This window comes from Vibrio sp. PID23_8 (assembly GCF_003584965.1).
GTDB lineage: Bacteria > Pseudomonadota > Gammaproteobacteria > Enterobacterales > Vibrionaceae > Vibrio.
The window spans coordinates 12,398-39,271 of sequence record NZ_LIXE01000012.1 but is presented as its reverse complement, the minus strand read 5'-3'; the positions used below and the strand labels follow the sequence as shown (position 1 = coordinate 39,271).

Here is a 26,874-nt window from a genome sequence, read left to right as displayed (position 1 = left end):
AGTTCAGAAAAAAAAGTTTGTGCTTCGGGGCGTTTCAGCGTGACCTATATCACAGCATCAAGTAAGATTACCGACCTTTTTCTGCACATGGGCTAAGTCCAAATTATCATGTTGAGCTGAATTGAATATCTTCAGTTAAAAGTGGCATGGCAAGCATAATTGGTATAGCAGAAGCCAGAATCAGTTCTAAACTATTACCCATGCCACCGGGCATGAGTAGACAAACAAGAATCAACAACGAGGTAGTCAATACATGACATTTGCTTTGGGGCAGCGCTGGATTAGCGATACGGAAAGTGATTTAGGTTTAGGTACCGTAGTAGCAATGGATGCTCGTACTGTGACATTGATGTTTGCCGCATCAGAGGAAAACCGAGTTTACGCACGTAACGAGGCGCCAGTTACCCGAGTAACGTTTAACGTCGGTGATGTCATCGATTGCCAAGAAGGTTGGTCACTGAAAGTTGAAGAAGTACTGGAAGATGAAGGTTTATATACTTATTTTGGTACTCGTGAAGATACACAAGAAACCGCGGTTATTTTACGTGAGATTTTTCTAAGCAATCATATCCGTTTTAACAAGCCTCAAGATAAGTTGTACGCAGGTCAGATTGACCGTATGGACAACTTTGTTTTGCGTTACCGTGCATTGAAAAACCAGTTCGAGCAGCATAAGAGTCCAATGCGTGGCTTGTGTGGCATGCGAGCGGGTTTGATTCCTCATCAGCTTTACATTGCTCACGAAGTCGGTCGCCGTTATGCACCACGTGTACTACTTGCGGATGAAGTAGGTCTTGGTAAAACCATTGAAGCAGGCATGATCATCCACCAGCAAGTGCTGTCTGGCCGTGCCGAGCGCATTCTGATTGTCGTACCTGAGACACTTCAGCACCAATGGCTGGTAGAGATGATGCGTCGTTTCAACCTGCACTTCTCAATCTTTGATGAAGAGCGTTGTATTGAAGCGTTCGCAGAAGCAGAGAACCCATTTGATACGCAGCAATATGTACTGTGTTCTTTAGACTTCCTACGTAAGAGCCGCAAGCGCTTTGAACAAGCACGAGAAGGCGAGTGGGACCTATTGGTGGTCGATGAAGCGCACCACCTTGAGTGGAGCCAAGACAAGCCAAGCCGTGAGTATCAAGTGGTTGAAGGTTTAGCAGAGCGCACAGCAGGCGTGTTACTACTAACAGCAACACCGGAGCAATTAGGTCGTGAGAGCCACTTTGCGCGTCTGCGTCTACTGGATCCAGACCGTTTCTACGATTACGACACCTTTGTCGAAGAAGAAGAGCAATACGCGCCAGTCGCCGACGCAATTACGTCGCTATTCTCTGGTGAGAAACTGCCTGACGAAGCGAAGAACCAAATTACGGAGCTGCTTTCTGAGCAAGATGTTGAGCCGCTATTCCGCATTATCGAAAGCGACAGTGATGAAGACTTAAAAGCCTCAGCACGCCAAGAGCTTATCGACAATCTAATGGATCGTCACGGTACAGGTCGCGTGCTATTCCGTAACACGCGCGCGGCAATTAAAGGCTTCCCGACCCGTAATGTGCATTTAATGCCAATGGACATCCCATCACAGTACACAACGTCAATGCGAGTGTCTGGCATGATTGGTGGCAAGATGTCACCAGAAGCGCGGGCGATGAAAAACCTGTATCCAGAAGAGATCTTCCAAGAGTTTGAAGGTGATGACTCAAGCTGGTGGCAATTTGACTCACGCGTGAACTGGTTGCTTGAGAAAGTAAAAGAAAAACGCAGCGAAAAAGTACTCGTGATTGCGTCTCGTGCAAGTACGGCTTTGCAACTTGAGCAAGCCCTGCGTGAGCGTGAAGGTATCCGCGCCACCGTATTCCACGAAGGCATGTCTATCCTAGAGCGTGATAAAGCGGCCGCTTACTTCGCACAAGAAGAGGGCGGCGCACAGGTTCTGATCTGTAGTGAAATCGGCTCAGAAGGTCGTAACTTCCAATTTGCTAACCAGCTAGTGATGTTCGATTTGCCGTTTAACCCAGACTTGCTTGAGCAGCGTATTGGCCGTCTTGACCGTATTGGTCAAAAGCGTGATATCGATATTCATGTACCGTACCTAAAAGGTACGTCACAAGCAATCCTGGCGCGTTGGTTTGATGAAGGTTTGAATGCGTTCTCTGAAACTTGCCCAACTGGTCGCGCAGTTTACGACAAGTACTCAGATGCATTGATTGAGATGCTAGCGTCTGGTGATACGTCAAATCTTGATGAAGTGATTGAAGAGTCAACGAAGCTGAACAAAGAGTTGAAATCACAGCTTGAGCAAGGCCGTGACCGTTTGCTAGAGATGCATTCAAACGGTGGCGAGAAAGCACTGCAAATCGTTGAGAAAATATCATCCACAGATGGCGATACGAACCTAGTGACATTCGCACTGTCTCTGTTCGACACTATTGGCCTGAATCAAGACGATAAAGGCGAAAATGCGCTAGTGGTCACCCCATCTGAGCACATGATGGTCCCAAGTTACCCAGGTCTTCCGTACGAAGGGGCGACGATTACCTTTGATCGTGACACGGCACTCTCTCGTGAAGATATGCACTTTATCAGTTGGGAACACCCAATGATCCAAGGCGGTATCGATCTTCTGATGAGTGAAGGGGTGGGTACGTCGGCGGTTTCACTACTGAAGAATAAAGCGCTGCCAGTCGGAACAATTTTACTTGAGCTAATTTATGCAGTGGATGCGCAAGCACCGAAGCGTAGTGGTATTGCTCGTTTCTTACCAAAGACGCCAATTCGTCTGATGATGGATGCTCGTGGTAATGATCTCTCTTCTCAAGTGGAGTTTGAAGGCTTCAACCGTCAACTGAGCCCTGTAAATCGTCACCTAGGTAGCAAGCTAGTGACATCAGTACAGAAAGATATTCACAACCTAATCGAAGCGGGTGATGCGCAGGTTGAAAAGCAAGTGGAAGAAGTGCGTCAGCAAGCGCATCAAGAGATGCAGCACAGCTTGAATGCAGAGCTAGAACGTCTGCAAGCGCTGAAAGCCGTGAACCCGAATATCCGTGATGAAGAAATTGAAGCAATCGAAGCGCAAATTAAAGAGCTTACCGGTTACATTAACCAAGCTCAAGTGCAGCTCGATTCATTGCGTTTAATCGTGGTAAGCCACAACTGATTGGTTTTTATCTAAAAACTTGATAATAAAAAACGGCTCCTTTACGGGAGTCGTTTTCGTATTAAAATAGCCTTCTTTTCTATATTTTGAGAGCACACTGATGGCAATGCTTGAATACAATCCACCGACTGATCCTTGGACCGATATCGTGTTTGAGGACGATCATATCTTAGCTGTGAATAAGCCATCAGGTTTGCTATCTGTGCCGGGACGTCTTGCTGAACACCACGACAGCATGTGGAGTCGTCTTCAGGAGCAGTATCCAGAGATCCAGGTGGTGCATCGCTTGGATATGTCGACTTCTGGCTTGATGGTTCTTGCGAAAAACAAACGTGCTGAGAGCGCATTGAAAAAGCAGTTCCAATTTCGTCTAACCCACAAAATTTATTATGCGCGCGTTTGGGGACACATTGATCAGCAAGAAGGCGAGATCGATCTGCCGCTGATTTGTGATTGGCCGAACCGCCCATTACAAAAGGTGTGCTTTGACGACGGTAAGCCATCGAAAACCCTATTTCAGGTGGCGAAGTTAGAAGAACATGAAGACGGTTCGAAAACGACCATTGTGCGATTATTGCCAATCACGGGCCGTTCACACCAGCTGCGTGTCCATATGCAGGCGCTAGGGCATCCGATTGTCGGTGATGAGTTCTATGCAACGGAAGAGGCGAAAGCGTTCTCAGAGCGTCTTGAATTACACGCCTCAGAACTGAGTTTCTACCACCCAAAGAGCGATTGGCTGCGTAGCATTTTTGTTCCTTGTGATTTTTATCCTGAAGCGGAAGAGATGATCTTTGACTATTTCGACCCAGCGCGTAAATTACCTGATTATAAAACACTGCCTCGCTCATAAATTAATCCTCAGGCAGTGAACAAGGAGCTGTTATGTCACTGCCTAAAGTGGTCTTTCTTGACCGTGCGACCATCCCTGCTCATATTCAGATACCACGCCCTAGCTTTGCTCACCAATGGGTAGAATATGAGTACACATCACCACAGCAAGTCACTGAACGCCTTACGGATGCACACATCGTTATTAGCAACAAGGTGGTGCTCGATCAAACCATTCTTACCCAATTGCCGAATATCAAAATGATCGCCGTAGCCGCGACAGGATTTAATAACGTCGATGTGCACTATTGTGCGGAGCGTGATATCGCGGTGGCTAACGTACGTGGTTATGCGACTCGATCTGTACCAGAGCATGTTATCGCCATGTTGTTTGCGTTGCGCCGTAATCTATTTGGTTACCACCAAGATATTGCCGCAGGAGAGTGGCAACGCAATAAGCAGTTTTGTTTTTTTACTCATCCTATTGGTGATATCGCAGGCAGCACACTCGGTGTGATTGGCGGTGGTGCATTAGGTCAAGCAACCGCTCAGTTGGCGCAGGCCGTCGGTATGAAGGTATTGTTTGCCGAGCACAAAGGCGTGAGTGAGTGTCGAGAGGGGTACACCGAGTTTGATGAGGTACTCAAGCAGTCCGATGCGATTACGCTGCATTGCCCATTGAATGACGATACTTATCACCTAATCAGCACGGTTGAATTGCAGAAAATGAAGTCGACGGCGATTTTGATCAATACGGGGCGCGGTGGTCTGGTGGATGAGTTAGCGTTGGTGGATGCGCTGAAAGAAGAGGAGATTGCCGCCGCAGGTGTGGACGTATTTACTCAGGAGCCCGCCGATGAAACGAATCCACTGCTCGCCAATATGCACTTGCCGAATTTGTTGCTCACACCACATGTTGCATGGGGGAGCGATTCTTCTCTCCAGCGTTTGGCTGAAATCTTAATCGAGAATATTAATGCGTTTGAGCGGGGCGAAAGGTTCAATCGCTTAACCTGATGTGTGTATCGCTTGGAAGTAATAAAAAGCAGACCTCAAGTGAGGTCTGCTTTTTTTGCTGTTAAACGGAGTAGAATTAAACTTCTTCTTCGTTCAGCGCTTTTAGAATTTGGAAGATTTCACGGTAAGACTTTGCTGGCTTGCCGGCTTTCTTCTCTTTCGCTGCTTGACGCGCAAGTTGACGAAGGCGTTGACGGTCTGCAGTTGGGTACAGATCTACCACATCATCAATTGCCTTATCACCTTCTTCTACTACACGATCTCGTAGCACTTCTAGCTTGTGCAGTACGGCTGTTGCTTGCGAGTGCTTGTTGCGAACTTTGTCCAGAGCCGCTTGGATTGGCTCTGGATCTTCATAGCGCATCAATTTACCGATACGTTGCAATTGACGACGGCGAGCTTCGTTTTTAAAGCGTTGTGCATCCGCAATTGCTTCTCGCAGATCTTCGCTCATTGGGAACTTTTCTAATGTCGATGGCTTAAGACCGACTAGCTCTTCACCAAGCTTTTGCAGCTCTTCCATGTCGCGCTTCATCTCGGATTTACTTACCCAGATGATCTCTTCTTCTGGTTCCCATGGCGCTTTTTGATTCTTACGTGCCATTTCAGTTGCCTGTGTTCTGATTAATATTATGACTATTTTAACAAGAATCGTGGGGAGAAAGCGAAATTCTTGTTATTCTATTGTACATCGAATACATGATGTGAAAGACAATGGATATTAAACAGCAGGTTGCCGAGCAACGAACCGAGCTAGAACAAGCCGTCGCAAGGGCGTTGGAGATCGCTGCAGCGAAGTCTGATGCCGCTGAAGTCGCAATTACAAAAAGCACAGGCTTGAGTGTTTCCACTCGCATGGGCGATGTAGAAAATGTTGAGTTCAACAGCGATGGTGCACTTGGCATCACCGTCTACCGTGGCCAACGCAAAGGCAGTGCTTCCACATCAGACTTGAGCGAAGCCGCAATTAAGCAAACCGTGTTAGCGGCATTAGACATTGCTCAATACACATCAGAAGACCCATTTGCAGGCCCTGCGGCAAAAGAGTTCATGGTCAAAGACATTCCGGACCTAGACCTGTTCCATCCAGACGCTCCCAATCCAGATTATGCAGCAGAAGTAGCGATTGCGGCTGAAAAAGAAGCACTGAACTACAGTGAAGCGATTAAGCAAAGTGATGGTGCCAGTTACGACAGCCACTACGGCGTAAAAGTCTATGGTAACAGCCATGGCTTGCTAGCAAGTTACGCGTCAAGTCGTCACAGCACTAGTTGCTGTGTGATTGGCGTGGGTAAAAATGGCGAGATGGAACGTGATTACAGCTACACCGTAGCACGTCACCGTGATGATCTTTGGACACCAGAGACGGTTGGCCGTAAAGCGGCGGAAAAAACCATCAGCCGCCTCGATGCGCAAAAGCTAAAAACGGGTAAGTACCCTGTGATGTTTGCCGCTGATGTAGCGACGGGCTTGATTGGTCATCTAGTGATGGCGATTAGCGGTGGTAACTTGTACCGTAAATCCTCTTTCCTGCTTGATCACCTTGGCAAGCAAGTGCTGCCGGAGTGGTTCAATATCTCAGAGCGTCCGCACGTGCTGCGCGGCTTGGCTTCAAGCCCATTTGACAGTGAAGGCGTATACACACAAGACCGTGAAATCATCACTGATGGTGTTTTGGCGACTTACTTACTAACTAGCTACGCTGCTCGCAAGATGAAGATGGACCCAACGGGTCACGCTGGTGGTATTCATAACTGGTATGTGAAGTCTACGGGTCAAAACTTCGAGCAAATGCTGAAAGAGCTGGGCACTGGTCTACTGGTAACAGAAACCATGGGTCAAGGCGTGAACGTGGTGACCGGTGATTATTCACGTGGTGCTGCGGGTTTTTGGGTAGAGAATGGTGTCATCCAATATCCAGTATCCGAGATCACGATTGCTGGCAACCTGAAAGAGATGTTCAACAAGATTGTTGCAGTGGGTAGTGATGTGGAGACCCGCTCACAAATCCAGACGGGGTCTATCTTGCTTGATACCATGAAGGTGGCGGGGGAGTAAGCTTTTCTAGCCAATAGATGTGAAAAAGCCTGATGTGTTCATCAGGCTTTTTTTTGTTTTTAAGCGTCCTAGCCCTGAGTCAGATCGCTAGGGTTGCCAGGCCAAGGAAGACTGAAAGACCAATCACATCGGTGACGGTGGTCAATGCCATTCCACCCGCTAAGGCTGGATCGATGTTCATCTTCTTAAGCAGTATTGGAATACTTACCCCGGCAACACCCGCAACCAACAGGTTGGTTAACATGGCAGCCGAGATGATCCCACCGAGCATCCAGTTCCCTTTCCACACGACAACAATGCCGCCGATGATCAATGCCCACATGATGCCATTGAGTAAGCCGATGGCGGCTTCTTTCATCAATAGTTCGCGTTTGTTGGCGTCACCGATATGGCCAAGTGCAAGGCCACGAATGACCAGTGCAACCGTTTGGTTCCCCGCAACACCGCCCATCGATGGCACAATGGTCATTAAGACAGCGATTGCGGCCATTTGATCGAGCGTGGCTTCGAACATGTTCGACACGGATGCCGCTGCCAGTGCGGCAAGCACGTTGGCGCCTAACCAGACACTACGTTTACGTGCCGATTTAAACACTGGGGCGAAGGTATCTTCGTCGTCATCCATACCCGCCATACTCATCATTGAGTGTTCTGCGTCTTCGCGAATAACGTCGACCACGTCATCGATGGTGATACGGCCAACGAGGTGCTGATTTTCATCCACGACTGGCGCTGAAACCCAGTTACGACGTTCAAATAGGCTTGCCACATCAGAGTCACTGGTGTCTACCGTGATGGCGTCGTCTGCATCTTCCATCACATCCCTGACTTTTACATCAGGTTGAGTGGTGATCAGTGTGGTGATTGGCAGTTCACCGATCAGCTTGTTCTCATCGTCAATGACGTAAAGCGCGTCGGTTGCTTCAGGCAGTTCGCCTTTCATGCGCAAGTAACGCAGGACGACGTCGACGTCGACGTCACCACGAATGGTGATGACATCGGTATTCATCAATCCGCCAGCGGAATCCTCAGGGTAGGATAGGGCGGTCTCGACGCGTAGGCGGTCGTCAGAGTCCATTTGTGATAGGACTTCACGCGATAGCGTATCTGGCAAGCTCCGTAGTACGTAAGCCACGTCATCGGTGTCCATGCCTTCTGTCGCTTCTGCCAGCGCTTCAGGGGCCATTTTTGACACCAGACTGTCTTTTACGTCTTCGTTCAGTTCATCGAGGATCTCACCGTAGTCTTCCGGATCGGTCAGCTGCCATAGTACTTCACGACTTTTACGCGGAGATGCTTCTAAAAGGTGCGCGATATCCTCAGGTTCCATGTCCTGTAGTTGACGACGAACATGGACGAAGCGGCCATTCTCTAGTGCTTCTGTGACTTCTTGGAGGGCTTGGTGAGCTTGGTCGAATTCTATTTGCTCTGCCATTCATTCCTCCCAATTCCTGATATTTACAATGCGTTGAATAGTATCTTAATTCTAGGCACCTTTTAATAACAACTTATGAAAGTAGACAAAATTATTTGTTGATGGGAGGCTAGGGATGAGAAGGGATGTGTGCAGATGTGAGCAAAGCGAGTGAATCACTCGCTTTCTTCAAATTTGTCTTCGATCAGGTGACAAACTGCATTGAGGGCTTGCTCTGACTGTTCGCCAGTGGCGTGGATAGTAACATATTGTCCTTGAGCGGATTCGAGCATTAGCAGGCCCATCACGCTGTCTGCGGTCGCCGTTGTATCCTCTTCGTTGTTGATAGTAACGACGGCATCAAAACTTTGTGCCAGTTCAACTAACTTAATGGCTGCGCGAGCATGTAAGCCTAAGCGATTTTGGATCAATACTTTACGACTTAATTCCACCGTTATTCCTTAACGTTTTTTTCCAATGAAGTGTGGCGAATTTGCACTTGATGCCCTTTTTCTGCGAAGTATTCACCAATTTTTTGTGTTAGATATACCGAGCGATGTTTACCCCCTGTACAGCCAATCGCAACCGTTAGGTAGCTGCGGTTGTTTTTCTCTAACATCGGTAACCATGTCTCAATAAAACTTTCAATTTGCTTTTTGAGCTCAAGAACCGGTTGATGTTGTTCTAAAAAGGCAGCAATAGGGGCATCTAATCCTGTAAATGGACGCAGTGCAGGTTCCCAGTGCGGGTTTGGTAAAAAGCGAACGTCAAATACGTAATCCGCATCTGATGGTAGACCAAATTTGAAGCCAAATGACTCAAACACCATGACGAGGTCTTTGCGTTCACGCCCTTCAACACGCATACGCACGGTCTCGCTCAAGTCATGCAGCGATTGACCGCTGCTATTGAGCACGAGATCGGCATGGGCTTTTAGTGGCATCAAAATGTTCTGCTCAAGCTCGATCGCCTGATCCAAAGAGAGGGATTGACCGTCAAGTGAAAGTGGGTGAATCCGGCGTGTTTCGCTGTAGCGTTTGAGTAACGTTTCTTTGTTTGCATCTAAGAACAGCACCGTCACGTCGAGTTCCGCTTTGAGCTTTTCTAACGTTGCGTTTAGTTCTTTGAGTTTCTTAGGGATATTACGGATATCAATACTTACAGCGACGTTTTGTTTACTGCCGGCAGTGGACTGAACAAATGCATCAAGCAAATTAACCGGTAGATTGTCTACGCAGTAATAACCCATATCCTCAAGTACACGCAGGGCAACACTTTTACCAGCACCAGAGTGCCCACTGACTACGATTAATCGCATGATGATCGCCTTGATTACTGATGAATCATAATGTCGTAGAGTTCTTCATCACTCTGAGCATTGCGCAGCATTTTTAACACTTGCTTGTTGCTCAGACGCTCTGCCATGGAGGATAAAGTCTTGAGGTGCTCTTTGCATTGCTCTTCTGGTACGAGAAGAGCGAAAAGAAGATCGACTGGACGGTTGTCGATAGCATCAAATTCAATCGCTTCGTCACATTGTAGTAGCACGGCGATGGCTTTGTCGCTGGATGGCATTCTGGCATGAGGAATAGCGATACCGTTACCGATACCTGTACTGCCCATTTTTTCTCTGTTTAGCATACACTCAAACAGCTCTGTTGAATCTTGACCCGTACTTTCAGCCACGATTTGGCTGATCATTTCCAGGGCACGTTTTTTACTCGTACAATGGACTGCACTTTTCGTGCAGTCCAATGACAGTATCTCGCTAAGTTGCATGATTAATGACTGTTTAATTTTTCTTTGTGCTTGTTAAGTTGGCGAACTAACTTATCCACCAGCGAGTCAATCGCTGCATACATATTTTCGTCATCGGCTGACGCGTGGATTTCGCCCTGATTTACGTGGAGCGTAGCTTCCGCGATTTGCTGAAGTTTTTCAACTTTTAGTACAACTTGAACTTGATTGATATGGTCGAAGAACCTTTCGAGCTTCTGAAACTTTGTTTGAACATAGTCTTGCATTGAATCGGTAAGATCAACGTGATGGCCTTGAATATTGATTAGCATAGACTTTCCTTTTCAGTTGGTGCCTTAAAGTAGGCGTTTACGCTGACTTGAAGGGGCAATACCCAAGGATTCGCGATATTTCGCTATGGTTCGTCTTGCGACTTGAATCCCTTGATCAGCCAGAAGAGTAGCAATCTTGCTGTCACTAAGTGGTTTGGCAGTATTCTCCGCTGCGACCAGTTTCTTGATGAGAGCACGAATTGCTGTGGACGAACATTCTCCCCCATTGTCAGTACTGACATGACTGGAGAAGAAGTACTTCAATTCAAATATGCCACGTGGTGTGTGCATGAACTTCTGTGTGGTAACACGAGAAATTGTGGATTCATGCATTTCTACCGCCAAAGCAACATCGTTTAATACCATTGGCTTCATGGCTTCTTCACCATACTCGAAGAAATCTTGCTGATGTTCAACAATACATCGTGCAACTTTGAGAAGTGTCTCGTTTCTGCTTTCTAGACTCTTTATTAACCACTTTGCCTCTTGCAAATTGCTGCGAATATACTGGCTATCTGCGCTACTGCCTTTGCTTAGCTGTGCATATTGTTGATTTACCTTCAATTTTGGCATGCTGTCAGGGTTAATCGAAACTGTCCATTTGCCATGCTCTTTAAAGACAGAGACATCAGGAATGACGTACTCGGTCTCATCAGAGGTAATGCGACTGCCAGGGCGAGGATCAAGTTGCTGAATTAACTTCAACACTTCACGTAACTCGGTTTCTTTCAGCTTACTTTCTTTGATAACGAGTTTGTAATCACGATTGCCTAGCTGGTCGATGTGATCGGCAAGTACCATCTTCGCTTCGGCTAACCATGGGGTATCTTCAGGAAAAGTGGCCAATTGCAGCAATAAGCACTCTTGTAGGTTGCTTGATGCAACACCAAGAGGATCAAATTGTTGAATTCGCTTGCGAACGGCTTCGATTTCATCGAGCTCAATTTCTTCGTTATCAAAGCTCTCGTGAATTTCTTCCGGAGAAAGCGTAAGGTAGCCGTAATCGTCAATAGCATCGATAATGGTAAGAGCAATCGTTCGGTCAGTTTCACTAAAGGGGGTAAGATCCAGTTGCCACATTAAGTAATCGTGTAGAGACTCAGTGGTTTCACCTTGGTAAATCGGCATGTCGTCATCAAGAGCTAGGCCAGTACTGCCAGTGTTCGCACTGTAGACATCATCCCAAGTCGTATCGATTTCCAGCTCTGAGCTGATTTCTGACTTTTCGATGATGTCAGAGCTGTCTGGAAGATCTGTTTCAGAGGTATCGCTCGCACTGTCGTCAGACGTATTCAGTCCGGATTTGTCTTCACCATTGGCTAGAGGTTCTTCTTGACCTTCTTCAACTTCCAGCAGAGGGTTGGAATCCAGTGCATCTTGAATTTCTTGTTGAAGATCGAGTGTAGACAGTTGCAACAAACGAATGGCTTGTTGCAGCTGTGGCGTCATGGCTAACTGTTGACCTAGCTTGAGTTGTAATGAAGGTTTCATTCAGTGTTACTTACCTTGTAATGCTCAGAATCTTACCGTTCCTAATGTAATCATAGACGGAATTGTTCGCCGAGATAAACTTGTTTCACTTGCTCATTATTGAGAACTTCATCCGGAGTTCCTGAAGCAATGAGGTGTCCTTGACTGACAATGTAAGCTTTTTCACAGACGTCTAGGGTTTCACGAACATTGTGGTCGGTGATTAGCACACCAAGGCCACGATCACGCAGGTGTTCGATGATCTTTTTGATATCGTTTACAGAAATCGGGTCTACACCCGCAAACGGTTCATCCAACAGAATGAATTGTGGATTTGCGGCTAGAGCGCGCGCGATTTCGACACGTCGACGCTCACCACCAGATAGTGCCATACCCGCACTGGTTCGTATGTGCTGTATGTGGAACTCTTCCAATAAATCTTCTAGCTTATCTTGGCGTTCTTCATGTGTGAGTTCTTGGCGCGTCTCTAGTACAGCCATGATGTTGTCTTCTACTGAGAGTTTACGGAAGATAGACGCCTCTTGTGGCAGATAGCCGATACCCATACGAGAACGACTGTGCATTGGCAAAATACTAATATCTTGATCATCAATAGTAATAGTGCCTTCGTCACGGGGTACAAGACCTACGATCATATAGAAGGATGTGGTTTTACCTGCCCCGTTAGGGCCTAAAAGTCCTACGATCTGACCGGACTCAACCTCTAAGCTTACATCAGTAACCACTTTGCGCTTTTTGTAGCTTTTTGCCAAGTTTTTTGCGCTTAGTACCGCCATATTACTTCTCGATCTGATTAGGTTGCAAAATGGTGGTCACGCGCTCGTTTTTTGAGCTATCAGCAACCAATTTCTGTTTGCCAATTTGGTAACGGATTGAGGCGCCATTGATGGTGTTACCATCTTGAGCGAGTTGCGCTTGGCCCTTCATTGTCAGTTCGTCAGTAGAGATGCGGTAATCTAACTCTTCGGCTTGACCGCTTAAAGTTTTGCCATCATCCATTAGCTGAGAGAAGGTGGCTGGTTTGCCAAAAGCCTGAATCTGTTTAATTGACTGCGTTTTTGCATCGCGAGTTACGACGATTTTATTCGCATCAATATTAATACTACCTTGCTTAAGAGAGACATTGCCTTCAAAAGTCACCTGATTACTCTTCATGTCCACCAGTTGGGTGTTAGAGTTAATGTAAACCGGTTGTTGAGTGTCCGATTTTAATGCTAACGCTTGCGGCGCAGCTAAAATCAGCGCCAATAGGCTAAGGTGTAACGGTTTCATATCGACCTTGAACTTCATCTGTTAGAGTCGCGATATGCTTTTTCAAGTTACCTTGCATTGCGCCTCCAGTAGTTTCAAATTGAGGTCCAACCAACATCACTTGTTGATCGGCTTTAAAATCACGATTGGTTAGATTGATGACCAGTTTATCCGTTACCATGGTATCAAAACTGGCACCTGGTAATAGATTTTTCATTAAGACCTCGTCATATAGCGTCAAGATCTGGTCTTCATCTAGTACTGCTTTTGTCGCAGTCACCTTCCACTCGATGACATTCCCTTCTCGGTAAACCAACAAGGTTGGTTGGTTGAAAATCGTGTCACCACTTTTGGCATAGTGATCCAAATTCGTGGAGCGAATGATGTAACTGCGGACACCATCTTCACCATAAGTAATATTTTCCAGTCCAGTACCACTGAACATGGGCAGTTCTAAATCGGGTGCTACTTGCATACCTTCATGGCCTTTTGGAGTGAGCAAATAATAGCCACACCAAGCGACAACGAAGAGCAAGAGCAAGTATATAAGGCGAGTAAAACTCATAAAATAAAGGCCTTTATCTTAGCTCAGTACTTCCCTGACCATTGCCTTAATCTGATAAATAGATCATTTAAGTTTGCTGTATGACGGATATTACATCACGCCAGCTTTCAATAAGTCATGCATATTTAAAGCACCAACAATCTTGTTGTTGTCACACAAAAGCAGTGCGTTGATGTTTTTATCTTGCATTAAATTTAATCCCTCAACGGCCAGCATATCTGGGTGTGCGACGGTTGGGTTTTGTGTCATCACCTCTCCGATCGCCGTTGTGTGGATATCAATTCGTTTGTCCAATGTTCGGCGTAAATCACCATCGGTGAATATACCAAGCATAGCATCGTGTTCATCGACGATTGCGGTCATGCCCAATCCTTTCTCTGAAATCTCAAGAAGCGCATCGCGAATCAGCGCATCGGGAGCCACTTTGGGCAGTTTGTTGCCAAAGTGCATAATATCAGACAGCTTAAGCAGCAGTTTTCTCCCTAAAGTGCCGCCAGGGTGTGACAGTGCGAAGTCTTCAGCTGAGAAACCACGAGCTTGAAGTAGAGCTACAGCTAGCGCATCCCCCATCACTAAGGTAGCGGTGGTACTTGTCGTTGGTGCGAGTCCAAGTGGGCAAGCTTCCTTTGGCACCGTGATTTGCAGGTGCAGATCAGACAGTTTAGCCATGTTGGAATCAGGCTTACCGGTCATGCTAATGATTTTGATATTGAGGCGTTTTAATACGGGAAATAGAGACAAAATCTCATGTGACTCACCAGAATTAGATATCGCGATAACAATATCACCAGCGCTGATCATTCCAAGGTCACCATGAGCGGCTTCGCCTGGATGAACGAAAAACGCCGATGTACCAGTGCTTGCGAGCGTTGCAGCAATTTTGTTGCCAACATGGCCTGACTTGCCCATCCCCATCACAACAACTTTACCGCTGTTGGATAGAATCAATTCGCAGGCTTGTTCAAATTGCGCATTAAAGTACTGGCTCAGCTGTTGTAAACCAGCTATTTCGATATCAAGAACTTGTTTTGCAGCAGCGCGAAAATCAAATTGATTAGACATCTCAGGGCTCCAATTGGTCTTTAATTATTATGTTATTAAGCGGCCATGTTCATTAGTAGATAGCCTTGGTAACCCAAGAAACATACGACTAAAATGCTGCCTTCAATTCGGTTAATGCTACGAGATTTACCCAAGCACATCGCAACCAAAAGCAGAGAAACACCCAACATAACCCAGAAGTCGCGCCCCATAGCGTACTCACTTAGCACCGATGGGTTGATAATGCCTGGAAGTCCCATTACGGCCAAGATATTAAATACGTTTGAGCCGATGATATTGCCGACAGCCATGTCATCTTCGCCTTTTAAAACGCCAGCCAATGACGCTGCAAGTTCAGGTAAGCTCGTACCCACCGCGATGATCGTAAGACCAATCACAAGGTCACTCATGCCGAAAAATTTCGCGATGATAACGGCATTATCAACCAACATGCTGGCAGCGATAGGCAGCAGAATCAGGCCGATAACCACCCACATAATCGCTTTTGGATTGCTCACGCCTTCTGGAATTTCGGCTTCTTGCTCTTCAATTAATACGTCACCCGCTTTTTGTTCTTTACGGCTGATCTGCAACATGGCGTAAAGGAATCCACCAAATAGAACAAACAGCAGCACACCCTCGTAGAAACCTAAGTGGTTATCCCAAAGCAAAATGCCAGCTAAAACGGTAACCGCTATCATGAGAGGAAGCTCACGGCGAATCACTGCCGAGCTGATTGATAGTGGTTTAATAAGTGCGGTGATACCTAGGATTAATGCGATGTTAGCAATGTTCGAGCCTAGTACATTACCGACAGCCGTGTCAGTTTTTCCTTCCCATGCGGCCGTGGCGGACACCATCATTTCAGGTGCAGACGAGCCCATGGCAAGAATAGTCATACCGATGACCAAAGGCGATATACCAACGTTGCGAGCAAGAGCAGCAGAGCCAAAAACAAGTTTATCGGCACTCCAAACAAGTAATACAAGACCGACGATGAGCAACGCTACGGTTTCGAGCATGATGATTCCTAAGTAGTGAATAATTGAAATGAGTAACCGCTAATTTTGACCTTTTGCAGGCAAAAATGGAAGATAAACAACAAATAAATTAAAGGTTGGTAACGAAATTGCATTTAGCCTGTATGTTGTTTATTACCGCAATGAGGTCGTTGCCGAAATTTAGTCGCCTATCGTTGCTTCACTTTGTTTATAAGGGAATAGTGAAGTCTAGCCGATGTGATTTAATTGAACAGTGCTTTTAATTCAAGTTCAATGTGCTTATGATTGCAGCTAAATATACCTAAGTGACGTCAATATACTGTATTCATCGTCTGTCACGGTTTTCAATTCATTCTAAATAACGATGAGCGTGGTGAGCCCCTCAGAGTTATTTAGCTAAGTACTGGGAATCCACAACGGGCTACTGACTGAAAGACGAATTTACCTGGCGATTTTGTAAGTGATTACTTACAAATAGTAGAAGAAGATGATATGTCGCACAACGATTTAGTTACCTTAAATAATCTCACTTTCTCACGTGGAGATCGCACGATCTTTGACGGCATTGATTTGCGCGTACCAGAGGGGAAAGTGACGGCCATTATGGGGCCATCGGGAATCGGTAAAACGACGCTGCTACGCCTGATTGGTGGTCAGTTGTATCCAGAGCAAGGAGAGATCTGGTTTGATGGTGACAATATTCCTGCTCTTTCACGGAAGAAGTTGTACCAAGCTCGTAAGAAGATGAGCATGCTATTTCAATCCGGAGCACTATTCACGGATCTCAACGTATTTGATAACGTTGCCTTCCCTTTACGTGAACATACTGAACTGCCAGAAGAGTTGATTCGAACCATGGTGCTACTCAAGCTTGAAGCCGTAGGACTTCGTGGTGCGGCAGAGTTGATGCCGAGCGAATTGTCTGGGGGGATGGCGCGGCGTGCGGCATTGGCACGAGCCATTGCGCTTGACCCGGACTTGATCATGTACGATGAACCGTTTGTTGGTCAGGACCCAATTACTATGGGCGTCTTGGTTGAACTGATCAGTAATTTGAACCGAGCTCTGGGGCTTACGTCAATCGTGGTATCACACGATGTACCAGAGGTGATGAGCATTGCTGATTGGGTCTACTTGCTTGCAGATGGAAAAATCGTGGCATGCGGTACACCACAAGAGCTCAATGACAATCCAGACCCACGTGTACAGCAATTTTTACAAGGCGAAGCTGATGGCCCTGTACCATTCCGCTACCCAGCTCAAAGTATCGAAAAGGATTTATTTGATGGTCGATAGCTTTATTCAATTTGTCGCTTCGCTAGGCAGACGCACATTGGCCATTTGTGAAGCGTTCGGTCGCGCAACGTTGATGCTCGTTGGTGCGTTAGTGGCTCGACCACAGCCAATCAAAAACCTTCCTTTAGTGATCAAGCAACTTTACTCGGTAGGGGTACAGTCATTGGCGATCATTGTCGTTTCTGGTCTGTTTATCGGTATGGTGTTGAGCCTGCAAGGGTACGTTGTTCTTGTGGATTATGGTGCAGAGGGCAGTTTGGGGCAAATGGTTGCGCTGTCGTTGCTTCGCGAGCTTGGTCCAGTGGTTACTGCTCTTCTGTTTGCGGGGCGCGCCGGCTCTGCTCTGACTGCTGAAATTGGCCTAATGAAGGCAACTGAGCAGTTATCAAGCTTAGAAATGATGGCCGTGGATCCGCTTAAGCGAGTGATTGCGCCACGTTTCTGGGCTGGTGTTATCTCAATGCCACTGCTTGCTATGATTTTTATGGCGATAGGTATTTGGGGCGCAGAATTAGTTGGGGTTGATTGGAAAGGCGTTGATCACGGCAGCTTTTGGGCAGCGATGCAATCGTCGGTGGAGCTTGGTAAAGATATCGGCAACAGTATGATTAAATGTGTTGTATTTGCCCTTACTGTTACTTGGATTGCTCTTTTTAACGGCTATGACGCGATTCCAACTTCGGAAGGCATCAGTCGAGCTACTACGCGCACAGTTGTGCATTCTTCTTTAGCAGTACTAGGACTAGACTTTGTACTGACTGCATTGATGTTTGGGAATTAGTCATGCAACAAACACGTAAAACTGAATTATGGGTTGGCAGCTTTGTATTAGCAGGAATTTGCGCGATTCTTGTGATGATTTTTCAAGTTGCTGACGTAAAAAGCATGGGCTCTGGCAATACTTATACCCTGAAAGCCGAGTTCGATAATATTGGTAGCTTAAAAGTGCGCTCGCCAGTGAAAGTCGGTGGCGTGGTTATTGGTCGAGTAAGCAGTATTACGCTCAACCCAGATAACCTGCTGCCAGTAGTAAGTTTGTCGATCAACAGCAAATACAATCAGTTCCCAGAAACGTCCAGTGTGCAAATTCTGACTTCTGGCTTGATTGGCGAGCAATACATTGGATTAGTGCCAGGCTTTGTCTTTGATGATGAGGAAATGCTCGTAGATGGCGATACAATTGAAGACACCAAATCAGCATTGGTGCTAGAAGATTTAATTGGCCAGGTGCTATACAGCATTGGCGATTCAAATAAGGAATAACCCATGCTATCGAGATTATTGCTTTCTTTCGCAGCGGCTTTCACGGCATTTGGTGCAGCAGCCCAAGAAGTGGATAAAACGCAGCCATACCAGATGATGAAACAAGTCGCGGAAGTGACGTTTGAGCGATTGAAGAATGAGCAACCAAAGATTCAGCAAAACCCTAATTTGTTAAAGGATATTGTTGATCAAGAGCTGATGCCTTATGTAAATGAACGTTATGCTGCGTTGAAACTGCTCGGCCCGAATCTTAAAGGAGCCAAGCGTGAAGATGTTGGGGTGTTCATTAAAGCTTTTCGTGGTTACTTGGTGACATCATATGCACAAGTGCTGACGCAATATACGGATCAACAAGTCGCGTTTGGTCCAGAACCAAAGCTGGACCCGTCGAAACGTATCACTAGTATTAAAGTTGATATTATTGATGCGCCTCGCCCAAACATTACGCTTGAATTCAAACTGCGCAAAGATAACAAAACAGGAGAATGGCTGGCATTCGACATGGTTGCTGAAGGCATCAGTTTACTGTCGAGCAAGCAGTCGGAATGGAGCGGAAAAATTCGTCAAGATGGCATTTTAGCGGTAGCGAAAGATCTTGAGAGTTTGGCAGCGCAACCCATTCGTTTTGAGGCAAAAAACTAATGTCAGCATCTCATTCTCAGTGGCACTTACAGCAAGGCTCACTTAAGCTCAGTGGGGCGTTGGATAGAGATACTGTGCCATCACTATGGACGGTAGCGAAACAATGGCAGCCCTCACAAGTCGCTGTCGAGTGCTCGTTGGAAGAGATCGAGCGTATCGACTCAGCTGGAATGGTGATGTTAATTCACTTAATAGAGCATGCAAAAAAACAAAACTGTCATATAATGCTCAGTTTCGTGCCTGCGCAATTGCGCACTTTGTTTCAGCTGAGTAATGTTGAATCTTTAGTGGCCAAACATATACAGAATTATCAGGGGTAAATTGTGGATAGCGCAAAAGTACAACAGTTACTAGAAGAAGCACTAAACCTTCAAGAAGTGCATGTAAAAGGTGAAGGTAGCCACTATGAAGTGGTTGCTGTTGATGCTTGTTTCGATGGAATGAGCCGCGTTAAGAAGCAGCAGTTAATTTACGGTCCTCTGATGGATTACATTCAGCGTAACGACATTCACGCGCTATCGATTAAAGCGTTCACTCCCGAAGAGTGGGCACGTGATAAAAAGTTAATGTCGCTTTAAGGTTTATTGATGGAAAAGTTTCGAGTAATTGGGTCAGACAAACCACTAGTTGGTGAAGTGACTATTTCTGGTGCAAAAAACGCAGCACTGCCGATTTTATTTGCGTCTATTTTGGCTGAAGAGCCGGTAGAAGTGGCAAATGTGCCACACCTTCGTGATATCGACACGACCATGGAATTGCTAAAGCGTCTAGGCGCAACAGTAAGTCGTAATGGTTCTGTTCATGTCGATCCAAGCAGCATCAATGAATACTGCGCGCCTTACGATTTAGTAAAAACCATGCGTGCCTCAATTTGGGCGCTTGGTCCACTTGTTGCGCGTTTTGGTCAAGGCCAAGTATCACTGCCTGGCGGCTGTGCGATTGGCGCACGTCCAGTTGACCTACACATCACTGGCCTAGAACAGCTTGGTGCAACCATCACACTAGAAGATGGTTACGTAAAAGCAGAGGTTGATGGTCGTCTGAAAGGCGCACACATTGTGATGGACAAAGTCAGCGTTGGTGCAACCATTACTATTATGTGTGCTGCCGCATTAGCGGAAGGCACAACAACACTAGATAACGCAGCTCGTGAGCCTGAAATCATTGATACCGCCGATTTTCTAAACACCTTGGGGGCGAAAATTTCAGGTGCAGGTACAGATACCATCACGATTGAAGGTGTTGAGCGCCTGGGCGGTGGTAAGCACAGCGTCGTCGCAGACCGTATCGAAACCGGTACTTTCCTAGTTGCAGCAGCGGTGTCTGGTGGTAAAGTGGTTTGTCGCAACACCAATGCACACCTATTGGAGTCTGTGCTGGCGAAGTTGGAAGAGGCTGGAGCTCTAGTAGAGACAGGCGAGGATTGGATTTCTGTTGATATGACGGATCGCGAGCTAAAAGCTGTGAGCATCCGCACCGCTCCGCATCCAGGTTTCCCAACCGATATGCAGGCGCAGTTCACGCTATTGAATATGATGGCGAAAGGTGGTGGCGTGATCACGGAAACGATCTTTGAAAACCGTTTTATGCACGTACCAGAACTGATGCGAATGGGCGCGAAAGCGGAGATTGAAGGCAACACTGTGATCTGTGGTGACGTAGAATCATTAAGTGGCGCGCAAGTTATGGCAACGGATCTACGAGCATCGGCAAGTTTGGTGATTGCTGGTTGTATCGCAAGTGGTGAAACGATCGTTGATCGTATTTACCACATTGACCGCGGTTACGACAAAATTGAAAATAAACTGGCGGCACTTGGCGCAAATATTGAGCGAGTGAGCGAGGCAAGTTAAACTGCTTGGCTAGTGACGTGGACATCAAGAGAGCCGAAACTCAGGTTTCGGCTTTTTTATATGTTTTCATTACCATCATGTGATGGAAAGAGAACAAAGACGAGTTGTACTTGGCGTAAAGCCGGTTCCTGGAGAACAATGATGATTGCACTATTACGTGTATTTGCTGTCGCAATTTTCGCAATTGTGATGTTTATTGGCGGTTGTGGTTACTGCCTGCTGAGCCCTAGAAACCCTAAGCATGTTTATACCTTTGGCCGACTGTTCGGCAAGATGTCTCGGGTATTTGGCATTAAATTAGAGCTACGCATTCCCGAAGATGCTTATTCTCGTGGTCAGCATATGTATATTGCTAACCATCAAAATAATTGGGATCTGTTTACGGTTTCTTCAGCAGTGACACCAAAGGTGGTCACCGTTGGTAAAAAGAGCCTAGTATGGATGCCACTATTTGGTCAACTTTACTGGCTTACCGGCAATATTTTGATTGACCGTGCGAACCGATCGAAAGCGAAAGGAACTATCGATCAGGTGGTCGATAATATTAAAAAGAGTGATGTGTCGGTATGGATGTTCCCAGAAGGCACACGTTCACGTGGTCGAGGCTTACTGCCATTCAAAACCGGTGCGTTCCATGCTGCAATTGCTGCAGCAGTGCCAATCATTCCAATCGTATGTAGTTCAACGGATCGAATTAAATTCAACCGTTGGAACAACGGCCATGTTATTGTTGAGATGCTTCCACCTATTAGTACAGACGGTTATGGTAAAGAAAGTGTACGTGACCTGGCGAACCTTTGTCGTGAACAGATGAAAGAGAAGTTAGAAGCTCTGGATGAAGAAGTAAAACAGCGCAATGCGGCATGAGTTTGACGGACGATAAATAAAAAAATGGGTAGCTAGGCTACCCATTTTTTTATTTATCCTGAACGCAGGTCACTTAGTAAGTGCGAGCAATTATTTACGAACAGCGATTGCTTCAATCTCGATACCTACATCTTTAGGTAGACGAGCCACTTCCACGCAAGAACGTGCCGGGTAGTTTGCCACTTCGTGTTCGTCAAAGAACTTACCGTACACTTCGTTTACTGTGCCGAAGTCGTTTAGGTCTTTAACGAAAACGGTCATTTTAACGATGTCTGTTACTTTAAGGCCTGATGCTTCCACTACAGCCTTCACATTTTCTAGAGACTGACGTGCTTGCTCTGCGATGTCAGCTGACACTTCACCTGTCGCTGGGTTTACTGGAATTTGGCCAGAAGTTAGAACCATGTTACCTAGATCTACGCCTTGAACGTAAGGACCGATTGCTGCTGGTGCAGATTCAGTGTGAAGTACTTTCGTCATGTGAATTGTTCCATCTGTTTTATAGGGGAATAAAGAATATACCCAAGTATCTTGACGTTACTTGGGTATATTGAGTGTGCCTCTAAACATGAAGCACGTAAAGATCAAAATACCCCGCTAGGGCGGGGCATTAGTCAACTTTCTGTTAGTAATAAAGCGATAGGCGATTAACGCTCTGTCACGATCTCACGTGCAAATACTTTCTCACAGTATTTACATTTCAGACGGATATCGCCTTTCTTTTCGACGACATTGAAGCTACTTGCGACAGGTTCGTTGTGAGTAATACAGTTACTGTTTGGGCACTCGAAGACATTGTTGATTCGCTCTGGAAGCTCTAGTGCCAGTTTCTTCACTACTTCGTAGTTTTCGATTTGGTTGACGGTCGCGTGTGGTGCATAAAGTGCTAGCTTGCTCGCTTGCTCTTCATTGATGAAGATATTTTCAATCTTTAATAGATCTTTGTGGCCCAGTGCCGATGATGGCAAGTTAAGGCCAATGGTTACACGCTGAGACGAATTATGCATGTCGAACAGCTTCAGAACCTTGATACCAATTTGTGCCGGAATGTGGTCGATTACCGTACCGTTTTTGATTGCTTCTACCTGCAATTGAGTTTCTTTAGTCATGTCTTTTCTCCCTCGATTACAGTGTTTCGTTAAGAACCAATGCCAACAACGCTTGGCGCGCGTACACGCCGTTCTCTGCTTGTTGGAAGTAGTATGCGTGTGGTGTTCTGTCTACGTCAGTCGTGATTTCATCTACGCGTGGCAGTGGGTGTAGTACTTTTAGGTTCTCACGTGCACTTTTAAGCAGTGATGCCGTTAGGATGTAAGCTGACTTGATATGGGCGTATTCTGATTCGTCAAAACGTTCTTTCTGTACGCGAGTCATGTACAGAATATCGAGCTCAGGAATTACGCTCTCCATATCAGTATGCAGGCTGTATTGGATCCCAGCTTCGTCGAGCTCTTCACATAGGTAATCAGGCATTGCTAGCGCTTCTGGCGCGACAAAGAAGAAGCGAATGTTATTGAACTTCGCAAGGGCTTGCGTCAATGAGTGCACGGTACGACCGTATTTCAGGTCACCAACAAATGCGACGTTAAGGTTATCCAGACGACCTTGGGTTTCTGCGATGGTGTACAGGTCGAGCAGCGTTTGTGTTGGGTGCTGGTTTGCACCGTCACCGGCGTTGATGACAGGTACGCCGTTTGAGAACTCAGACGCTAGACGAGCAGCGCCCTCTTGTGGATGGCGCATCACGAATGCATCCACGTAAGAAGAGATAACCTGCACAGAGTCAGACAGAGTTTCGCCTTTTTTTGCCAGAGAGGTGTTGCCACCATTATCAAAGCCAATAACATCGCCGCCGATACGCTGAATGGCCGTCTCGAAAGAGAGACGAGTGCGTGTGGATGGCTCAAAGAAACAGCTTGCGACAACCTTGTTGTTAATCAGTTCTGGACGAGGTTCTTTTTTTAACTGACCTGCAGTTTCGACAATCAGTTCCAGCTCTTCACGTGAAAGCTCTGGAATAGAGATGATGTGCTTCTGGTAAAGCGAGTTCGCCATGATCTTCTTCCCTATAACAGTGGTGACTATCCCCAAAATTAACCGTGACGGAATTTTGGACATAAAAAAACCTCCCCAAATGGGGAGGTTTTAAAAATCAATAGAATTAACGAAAATAACAGCACGTAAGCGTAGTCGCTTAGCTAGAGCAAATCGCATTTTTACGTCAGCAATCAGCGTGGTCATTTCGTAATCCTCAGACAAATTGCCGAGCATTATACGCTTAACTTCCTTGAGCGCAAGCGATTACGCTATGCTTTTGGTGACTAAAAGTCGCTAACTTCCGAGTGTCGCCACCATTACCGCTTTGATGGTATGAATGCGGTTCTCGGCTTCGTCAAACACGATAGAGTATTCTGACTCAAATACCTCTTCCGTTACCTCAAGGCCTTTCATACCGTATTTTTCTGCCACTTCTTTACCCAAGGTGGTTTCGTCATTGTGGAAAGCAGGTAGACAGTGCATGAACTTCACGTGCGGATTACCCGTTTTTTTAATCACATTCATGTTGACTTGGTAAGGTGTCATCAGTGCAACACGCTCATCCCAAGCTTGTGCTGATTCGCCCATGGAAACCCACACATCGGTGTAAAGGAAATCACAACCTTTTACGCCCTCTTCGACGTTTTCAGTCAAGGTGATTTTCGCGCCTGTTTGCTGTGCAATCTCTTGGCAACTCGCCACTAACTCTTCTTCTGGCCAGAAAGATTGTGGTGCGACAAGACGAATGTCCATGCCCATTTTCGCCGCGCCAACCATGAGAGAGTTGCCCATGTTGTTGCGTGCATCACCAAGGTAGGCGAACGTAATCTCATGTAGCTGTTTACCGCGTCCATGCTCTTGCATGGTAAGGAAGTCGGCAAGGATTTGTGTTGGGTGGAATTCGTCGGTCAAGCCATTCCATACTGGCACGCCAGCGTAAGTCCCCAGTTCTTCCACGATGGATTGACCAAAGCCGCGATATTCGATGCCGTCATACATTCGACCAAGTACGCGAGCAGTGTCTTTGATTGACTCTTTATGGCCGATTTGTGAGCCAGAAGGACCGATGTAAGAAACTTGTGCGCCTTGGTCAAAGGCCGCGACTTCAAACGCACATCGGGTACGAGTAGAAGATTTCTCAAAGATTAACGCGATGTTTTTGCCTTGAAGTTTCTTCTGCTCTGTTCCTGCATATTTCGCTTTTTTCAGCTCAGCAGACAGTTCGAGCAAAAACTGGATTTCTTTTGTAGAGAAGTCCAATAGCTTCAAAAAGTTGCGATTACGTAGATTGAAAGCCATAGCTCGTCCTTTAGGTCGTTTGGTTGATGAAGGATAAAAGCATTAAAACATATAAATGCTCTTATTGTGAATAATTATTTTTCGCGTGAGTAAAAAAAGGTTGATGTATTCACATCAACCTTAGTCATTATGTATCTCGTTTGCTGAGAGAGGTTTCTCAAATATCGTCGCGTTCTATTGGGCAGCTCATACAACGTGCGCCACCACGACCTCGACCAAGCTCATTACCTGGAATCGTTAGGACTTCGATTCCTGCTTTGTCATATTTCTCATTGGTATAGACGTTACGCTCGTAACCAATCACCACCCCCGGTTTCACCGTGAGGACGTTATTGGCATCATTCCACTGTTCACGCTCGGCTTCGTAGCTGTCGCCACCGGTCGTGATGATTTTTAGTTGGTCCAAACCAAGTGCAGATTCAATCGCATGTAGGTAGTTGTGCGATGCTTCCACATGCATTTCACCATTGCTCTTTGGCGTTAAGCGCCAAGTGTCGAGCTCTTTACGCATGATCTCAGGGTAAACCGAGAAGGTATCAACGTCCATATGCGTCATGACGGTATCTAGGTGCATGCATGAGCGGTGTTTTGGTAAGTCGATAGCAATGACTTCTTTCGCCTGACCGGATTTAAACAGGCTTGCTGCTAGGTTTTCTACCCCCTGTGGCGTGGTGCGCTCAGATATACCAATGAGTACCGCTCCTTTACCTATCACCAGAACATCACCACCTTCGATGTTTGCATTGTCGTAGTGAAGGTCTTCGTTACCAAAGTACTTAATGAAATCTTGCCCTGCAAACGCCGGATGCCAGTGGTAGATGGCTCGCAGATGATTCGTTTCACGTTGACGTGCAGGCATCATCATTGGGTTAAGGGAGACACCGCCATAAACCCAGCAGGAGGTATCTCGAGTAAACAGATGGTTTGGCAGGGGCTCAATAACGAAGTCGAGTGGTTGTTGCATTTTTGGTAGCATCGATGATGACTGAATTGGCAACTCTGAGTAGGCCAAACCGCCAAGTAGGATAGTGGCAAGATGCTCGTTGTCCATCTCGATAAAGTATTGACGCAAATCTCGAGCGAAAGTTGGACCATAGCGGAAGTCCGAAATCTGAGTATTTAATAGCCACTGTTTTGCCTCCGGAACGGCAAGAGTTTCGACCAGTAAATCGTGCAGCAGTAACACTTCGACACCTTGATCTCGAAGCGTGCGAGCAAAGGCGTCGTGTTCTTCTCCTGCGGCTTCCACTGCTAATACATCATCAAACAGTAGATCGTGACAGTTTGATGGTGTGAGGTGGGTTAGGGCACGCTCTGGGCGATGTAGTAGTACTCGTCTAAGTTGACCAACTTCTGATCCAACGTACAGCTTACTCATTTTGCATCCTTACAAATTTTCCAGCCGTTAGTTATGACAAGCTTGCAGCAAAGATGCAAGCTTACACTAATGGTCTATATATCGAATTTTATTGATTTTAAGATTTATATTTTTCTCAGGAGGTCGGTTGTTCTTTTTTTCTATATATAATTCTTTTTTCCAATAAGCTTGAGGAGTGCGTTTTTATTCTCTTCGCTTTTAGAGGAAGTGAATACATCGTTAGAGCATAAAGCGCGCATAATAATTCTAAAATATGCAGGTTAGACGCTGTCTTTATTCGTTCGGTGACAATCAGTGTGTCGTTACTGTATTCACTCCAAGGTCATAAACACGCAATG

The 26,874-nt window shown here is 46.2% G+C and carries 29 protein-coding genes; 12 read left to right on the top strand and 17 right to left on the bottom strand.

Annotated elements, in window-relative coordinates; translation table 11 throughout:
• Positions 1 to 253: 253 nt before the first annotated feature.
• The 3 genes from rapA to AK966_RS16590 all read left to right on the top strand — a co-directional run bounded on the left by rapA (position 254) and on the right by AK966_RS16590 (position 5,011).
• Entirely contained in the window at positions 254 to 3,163 is a 2,910-nt protein-coding gene (rapA, locus tag AK966_RS16600; RefSeq protein WP_119464559.1) for an RNA polymerase-associated protein RapA, read from the top strand.
• Between the two features lie 100 nt (positions 3,164 to 3,263).
• Positions 3,264 to 4,016 (top strand): bifunctional tRNA pseudouridine(32) synthase/23S rRNA pseudouridine(746) synthase RluA, encoded by a 753-nt coding sequence (gene rluA, locus AK966_RS16595; protein ID WP_099080136.1) that lies wholly within the window; start codon positions 3,264 to 3,266, stop codon positions 4,014 to 4,016.
• 32 nt (positions 4,017 to 4,048) lie between these two features.
• The gene (locus tag AK966_RS16590) at positions 4,049 to 5,011 is read left to right on the top strand and encodes a D-2-hydroxyacid dehydrogenase (protein ID WP_099080137.1); all 963 of its coding nucleotides are present in this window, start codon (positions 4,049 to 4,051) and stop codon (positions 5,009 to 5,011) included.
• Positions 5,012 to 5,087: 76 nt separating this feature from the next.
• On the opposite strand, the gene yjgA is transcribed toward AK966_RS16590, so the two are convergent.
• Entirely contained in the window at positions 5,088 to 5,615 is a 528-nt protein-coding gene (gene yjgA / locus AK966_RS16585) for a ribosome biogenesis factor YjgA (RefSeq protein WP_099080138.1), read from the bottom strand.
• A gap of 110 nt (positions 5,616 to 5,725) precedes the next feature.
• Between yjgA and pmbA the strand changes: the two genes are divergently transcribed.
• Positions 5,726 to 7,069 (top strand): metalloprotease PmbA, encoded by a 1,344-nt coding sequence (gene pmbA, locus AK966_RS16580; RefSeq protein WP_099080139.1) that lies wholly within the window; start codon positions 5,726 to 5,728, stop codon positions 7,067 to 7,069.
• Positions 7,070 to 7,148: 79 nt separating this feature from the next.
• On the opposite strand, the gene mgtE is transcribed toward pmbA, so the two are convergent.
• From mgtE to AK966_RS16525, 11 genes are all read right to left on the bottom strand, one after another.
• Entirely contained in the window at positions 7,149 to 8,504 is a 1,356-nt protein-coding gene (mgtE, locus tag AK966_RS16575; protein ID WP_119464558.1) for a magnesium transporter, read from the bottom strand.
• A gap of 155 nt (positions 8,505 to 8,659) precedes the next feature.
• A complete protein-coding gene (locus AK966_RS16570; protein WP_099080141.1) occupies positions 8,660 to 8,935 on the bottom strand; it encodes an HPr family phosphocarrier protein in 276 nt (91 codons plus the stop codon).
• Positions 8,936 to 8,937: 2 nt separating this feature from the next.
• Entirely contained in the window at positions 8,938 to 9,801 is an 864-nt protein-coding gene (rapZ, locus tag AK966_RS16565) for an RNase adapter RapZ (RefSeq protein WP_099080142.1), read from the bottom strand.
• A gap of 14 nt (positions 9,802 to 9,815) precedes the next feature.
• Complete coding sequence (ptsN, locus tag AK966_RS16560) at positions 9,816 to 10,262, bottom strand: PTS IIA-like nitrogen regulatory protein PtsN (protein WP_099080143.1); 447 nt, start codon at positions 10,260 to 10,262, stop codon at positions 9,816 to 9,818.
• Positions 10,263 to 10,264: 2 nt separating this feature from the next.
• Positions 10,265 to 10,552, bottom strand: a complete 288-nt coding sequence (gene hpf, locus AK966_RS16555) for a ribosome hibernation promoting factor (RefSeq protein ID WP_119464557.1) — start codon at positions 10,550 to 10,552, stop codon at positions 10,265 to 10,267.
• Positions 10,553 to 10,576: 24 nt separating this feature from the next.
• On the bottom strand, positions 10,577 to 12,043 hold the full coding sequence (locus tag AK966_RS16550; protein ID WP_099080145.1) for an RNA polymerase factor sigma-54: 1,467 nt from the start codon (positions 12,041 to 12,043) through the stop codon (positions 10,577 to 10,579).
• Positions 12,044 to 12,093: 50 nt separating this feature from the next.
• On the bottom strand, positions 12,094 to 12,819 hold the full coding sequence (lptB, locus tag AK966_RS16545) for an LPS export ABC transporter ATP-binding protein (protein ID WP_099080146.1): 726 nt from the start codon (positions 12,817 to 12,819) through the stop codon (positions 12,094 to 12,096).
• Between the two features lies 1 nt (position 12,820).
• Complete coding sequence (gene lptA, locus AK966_RS16540; protein ID WP_099080189.1) at positions 12,821 to 13,315, bottom strand: lipopolysaccharide transport periplasmic protein LptA; 495 nt, start codon at positions 13,313 to 13,315, stop codon at positions 12,821 to 12,823.
• Positions 13,296 to 13,859: an LPS export ABC transporter periplasmic protein LptC gene (gene lptC / locus AK966_RS16535; protein WP_099080147.1), complete on the bottom strand. Its 564-nt coding sequence runs from the start codon at positions 13,857 to 13,859 to the stop codon at positions 13,296 to 13,298. The genes lptA and lptC overlap by 20 nt, the downstream gene beginning before the upstream one ends.
• A 90-nt stretch (positions 13,860 to 13,949) precedes the next feature.
• Positions 13,950 to 14,921, bottom strand: coding sequence for an arabinose-5-phosphate isomerase KdsD (gene kdsD / locus AK966_RS16530; RefSeq protein WP_119464556.1), 972 nt, complete (start codon positions 14,919 to 14,921; stop codon positions 13,950 to 13,952).
• A 35-nt stretch (positions 14,922 to 14,956) separates the two neighbouring features.
• Complete coding sequence (locus tag AK966_RS16525; protein ID WP_099080149.1) at positions 14,957 to 15,922, bottom strand: calcium/sodium antiporter; 966 nt, start codon at positions 15,920 to 15,922, stop codon at positions 14,957 to 14,959.
• A 471-nt stretch (positions 15,923 to 16,393) separates the two neighbouring features.
• Here AK966_RS16525 and mlaF point away from each other — a divergent pair, with 471 nt between their 5' ends.
• The 8 genes from mlaF to AK966_RS16485 all read left to right on the top strand — a co-directional run bounded on the left by mlaF (position 16,394) and on the right by AK966_RS16485 (position 21,822).
• Complete coding sequence (gene mlaF, locus AK966_RS16520; RefSeq protein WP_099080150.1) at positions 16,394 to 17,197, top strand: phospholipid ABC transporter ATP-binding protein MlaF; 804 nt, start codon at positions 16,394 to 16,396, stop codon at positions 17,195 to 17,197.
• Positions 17,187 to 17,978: a lipid asymmetry maintenance ABC transporter permease subunit MlaE gene (gene mlaE, locus AK966_RS16515; protein ID WP_099080151.1), complete on the top strand. Its 792-nt coding sequence runs from the start codon at positions 17,187 to 17,189 to the stop codon at positions 17,976 to 17,978. Before mlaF ends, mlaE begins: the two co-directional genes overlap by 11 nt.
• Positions 17,979 to 17,980: 2 nt before the next feature.
• A complete protein-coding gene (gene mlaD / locus AK966_RS16510) occupies positions 17,981 to 18,460 on the top strand; it encodes an outer membrane lipid asymmetry maintenance protein MlaD (protein ID WP_119464555.1) in 480 nt (159 codons plus the stop codon).
• A 3-nt stretch (positions 18,461 to 18,463) separates the two neighbouring features.
• Complete coding sequence (gene mlaC / locus AK966_RS16505; RefSeq protein ID WP_099080153.1) at positions 18,464 to 19,102, top strand: phospholipid-binding protein MlaC; 639 nt, start codon at positions 18,464 to 18,466, stop codon at positions 19,100 to 19,102.
• A complete protein-coding gene (locus AK966_RS16500) occupies positions 19,102 to 19,422 on the top strand; it encodes a lipid asymmetry maintenance protein MlaB (RefSeq protein ID WP_099080154.1) in 321 nt (106 codons plus the stop codon). Before mlaC ends, AK966_RS16500 begins: the two co-directional genes overlap by 1 nt.
• A gap of 3 nt (positions 19,423 to 19,425) precedes the next feature.
• Positions 19,426 to 19,680 (top strand): BolA family iron metabolism protein IbaG, encoded by a 255-nt coding sequence (gene ibaG / locus AK966_RS16495; RefSeq protein WP_005432865.1) that lies wholly within the window; start codon positions 19,426 to 19,428, stop codon positions 19,678 to 19,680.
• A 9-nt stretch (positions 19,681 to 19,689) separates the two neighbouring features.
• Positions 19,690 to 20,955 (top strand): UDP-N-acetylglucosamine 1-carboxyvinyltransferase, encoded by a 1,266-nt coding sequence (gene murA / locus AK966_RS16490; RefSeq protein WP_099080155.1) that lies wholly within the window; start codon positions 19,690 to 19,692, stop codon positions 20,953 to 20,955.
• A 141-nt stretch (positions 20,956 to 21,096) separates the two neighbouring features.
• Complete coding sequence (locus tag AK966_RS16485; protein ID WP_099080156.1) at positions 21,097 to 21,822, top strand: 1-acylglycerol-3-phosphate O-acyltransferase; 726 nt, start codon at positions 21,097 to 21,099, stop codon at positions 21,820 to 21,822.
• A 90-nt stretch (positions 21,823 to 21,912) separates the two neighbouring features.
• Here the strand turns inward: AK966_RS16485 and AK966_RS16480 are convergent, their stop codons facing one another.
• From AK966_RS16480 to arcA, 5 genes are all read right to left on the bottom strand, one after another.
• A complete protein-coding gene (locus AK966_RS16480; protein WP_005432832.1) occupies positions 21,913 to 22,302 on the bottom strand; it encodes a RidA family protein in 390 nt (129 codons plus the stop codon).
• Between the two features lie 167 nt (positions 22,303 to 22,469).
• The gene (gene pyrI, locus AK966_RS16475) at positions 22,470 to 22,931 is read right to left on the bottom strand and encodes an aspartate carbamoyltransferase regulatory subunit (protein ID WP_099080157.1); all 462 of its coding nucleotides are present in this window, start codon (positions 22,929 to 22,931) and stop codon (positions 22,470 to 22,472) included.
• Positions 22,932 to 22,947: 16 nt separating this feature from the next.
• A complete protein-coding gene (gene pyrB, locus AK966_RS16470; protein WP_099080158.1) occupies positions 22,948 to 23,877 on the bottom strand; it encodes an aspartate carbamoyltransferase in 930 nt (309 codons plus the stop codon).
• A 276-nt stretch (positions 23,878 to 24,153) separates the two neighbouring features.
• The gene (gene argF / locus AK966_RS16460; RefSeq protein WP_099080160.1) at positions 24,154 to 25,158 is read right to left on the bottom strand and encodes an ornithine carbamoyltransferase; all 1,005 of its coding nucleotides are present in this window, start codon (positions 25,156 to 25,158) and stop codon (positions 24,154 to 24,156) included.
• Between the two features lie 157 nt (positions 25,159 to 25,315).
• Positions 25,316 to 26,536, bottom strand: coding sequence for an arginine deiminase (gene arcA / locus AK966_RS16455; protein ID WP_099080161.1), 1,221 nt, complete (start codon positions 26,534 to 26,536; stop codon positions 25,316 to 25,318).
• Positions 26,537 to 26,874 lie beyond the last annotated feature (338 nt).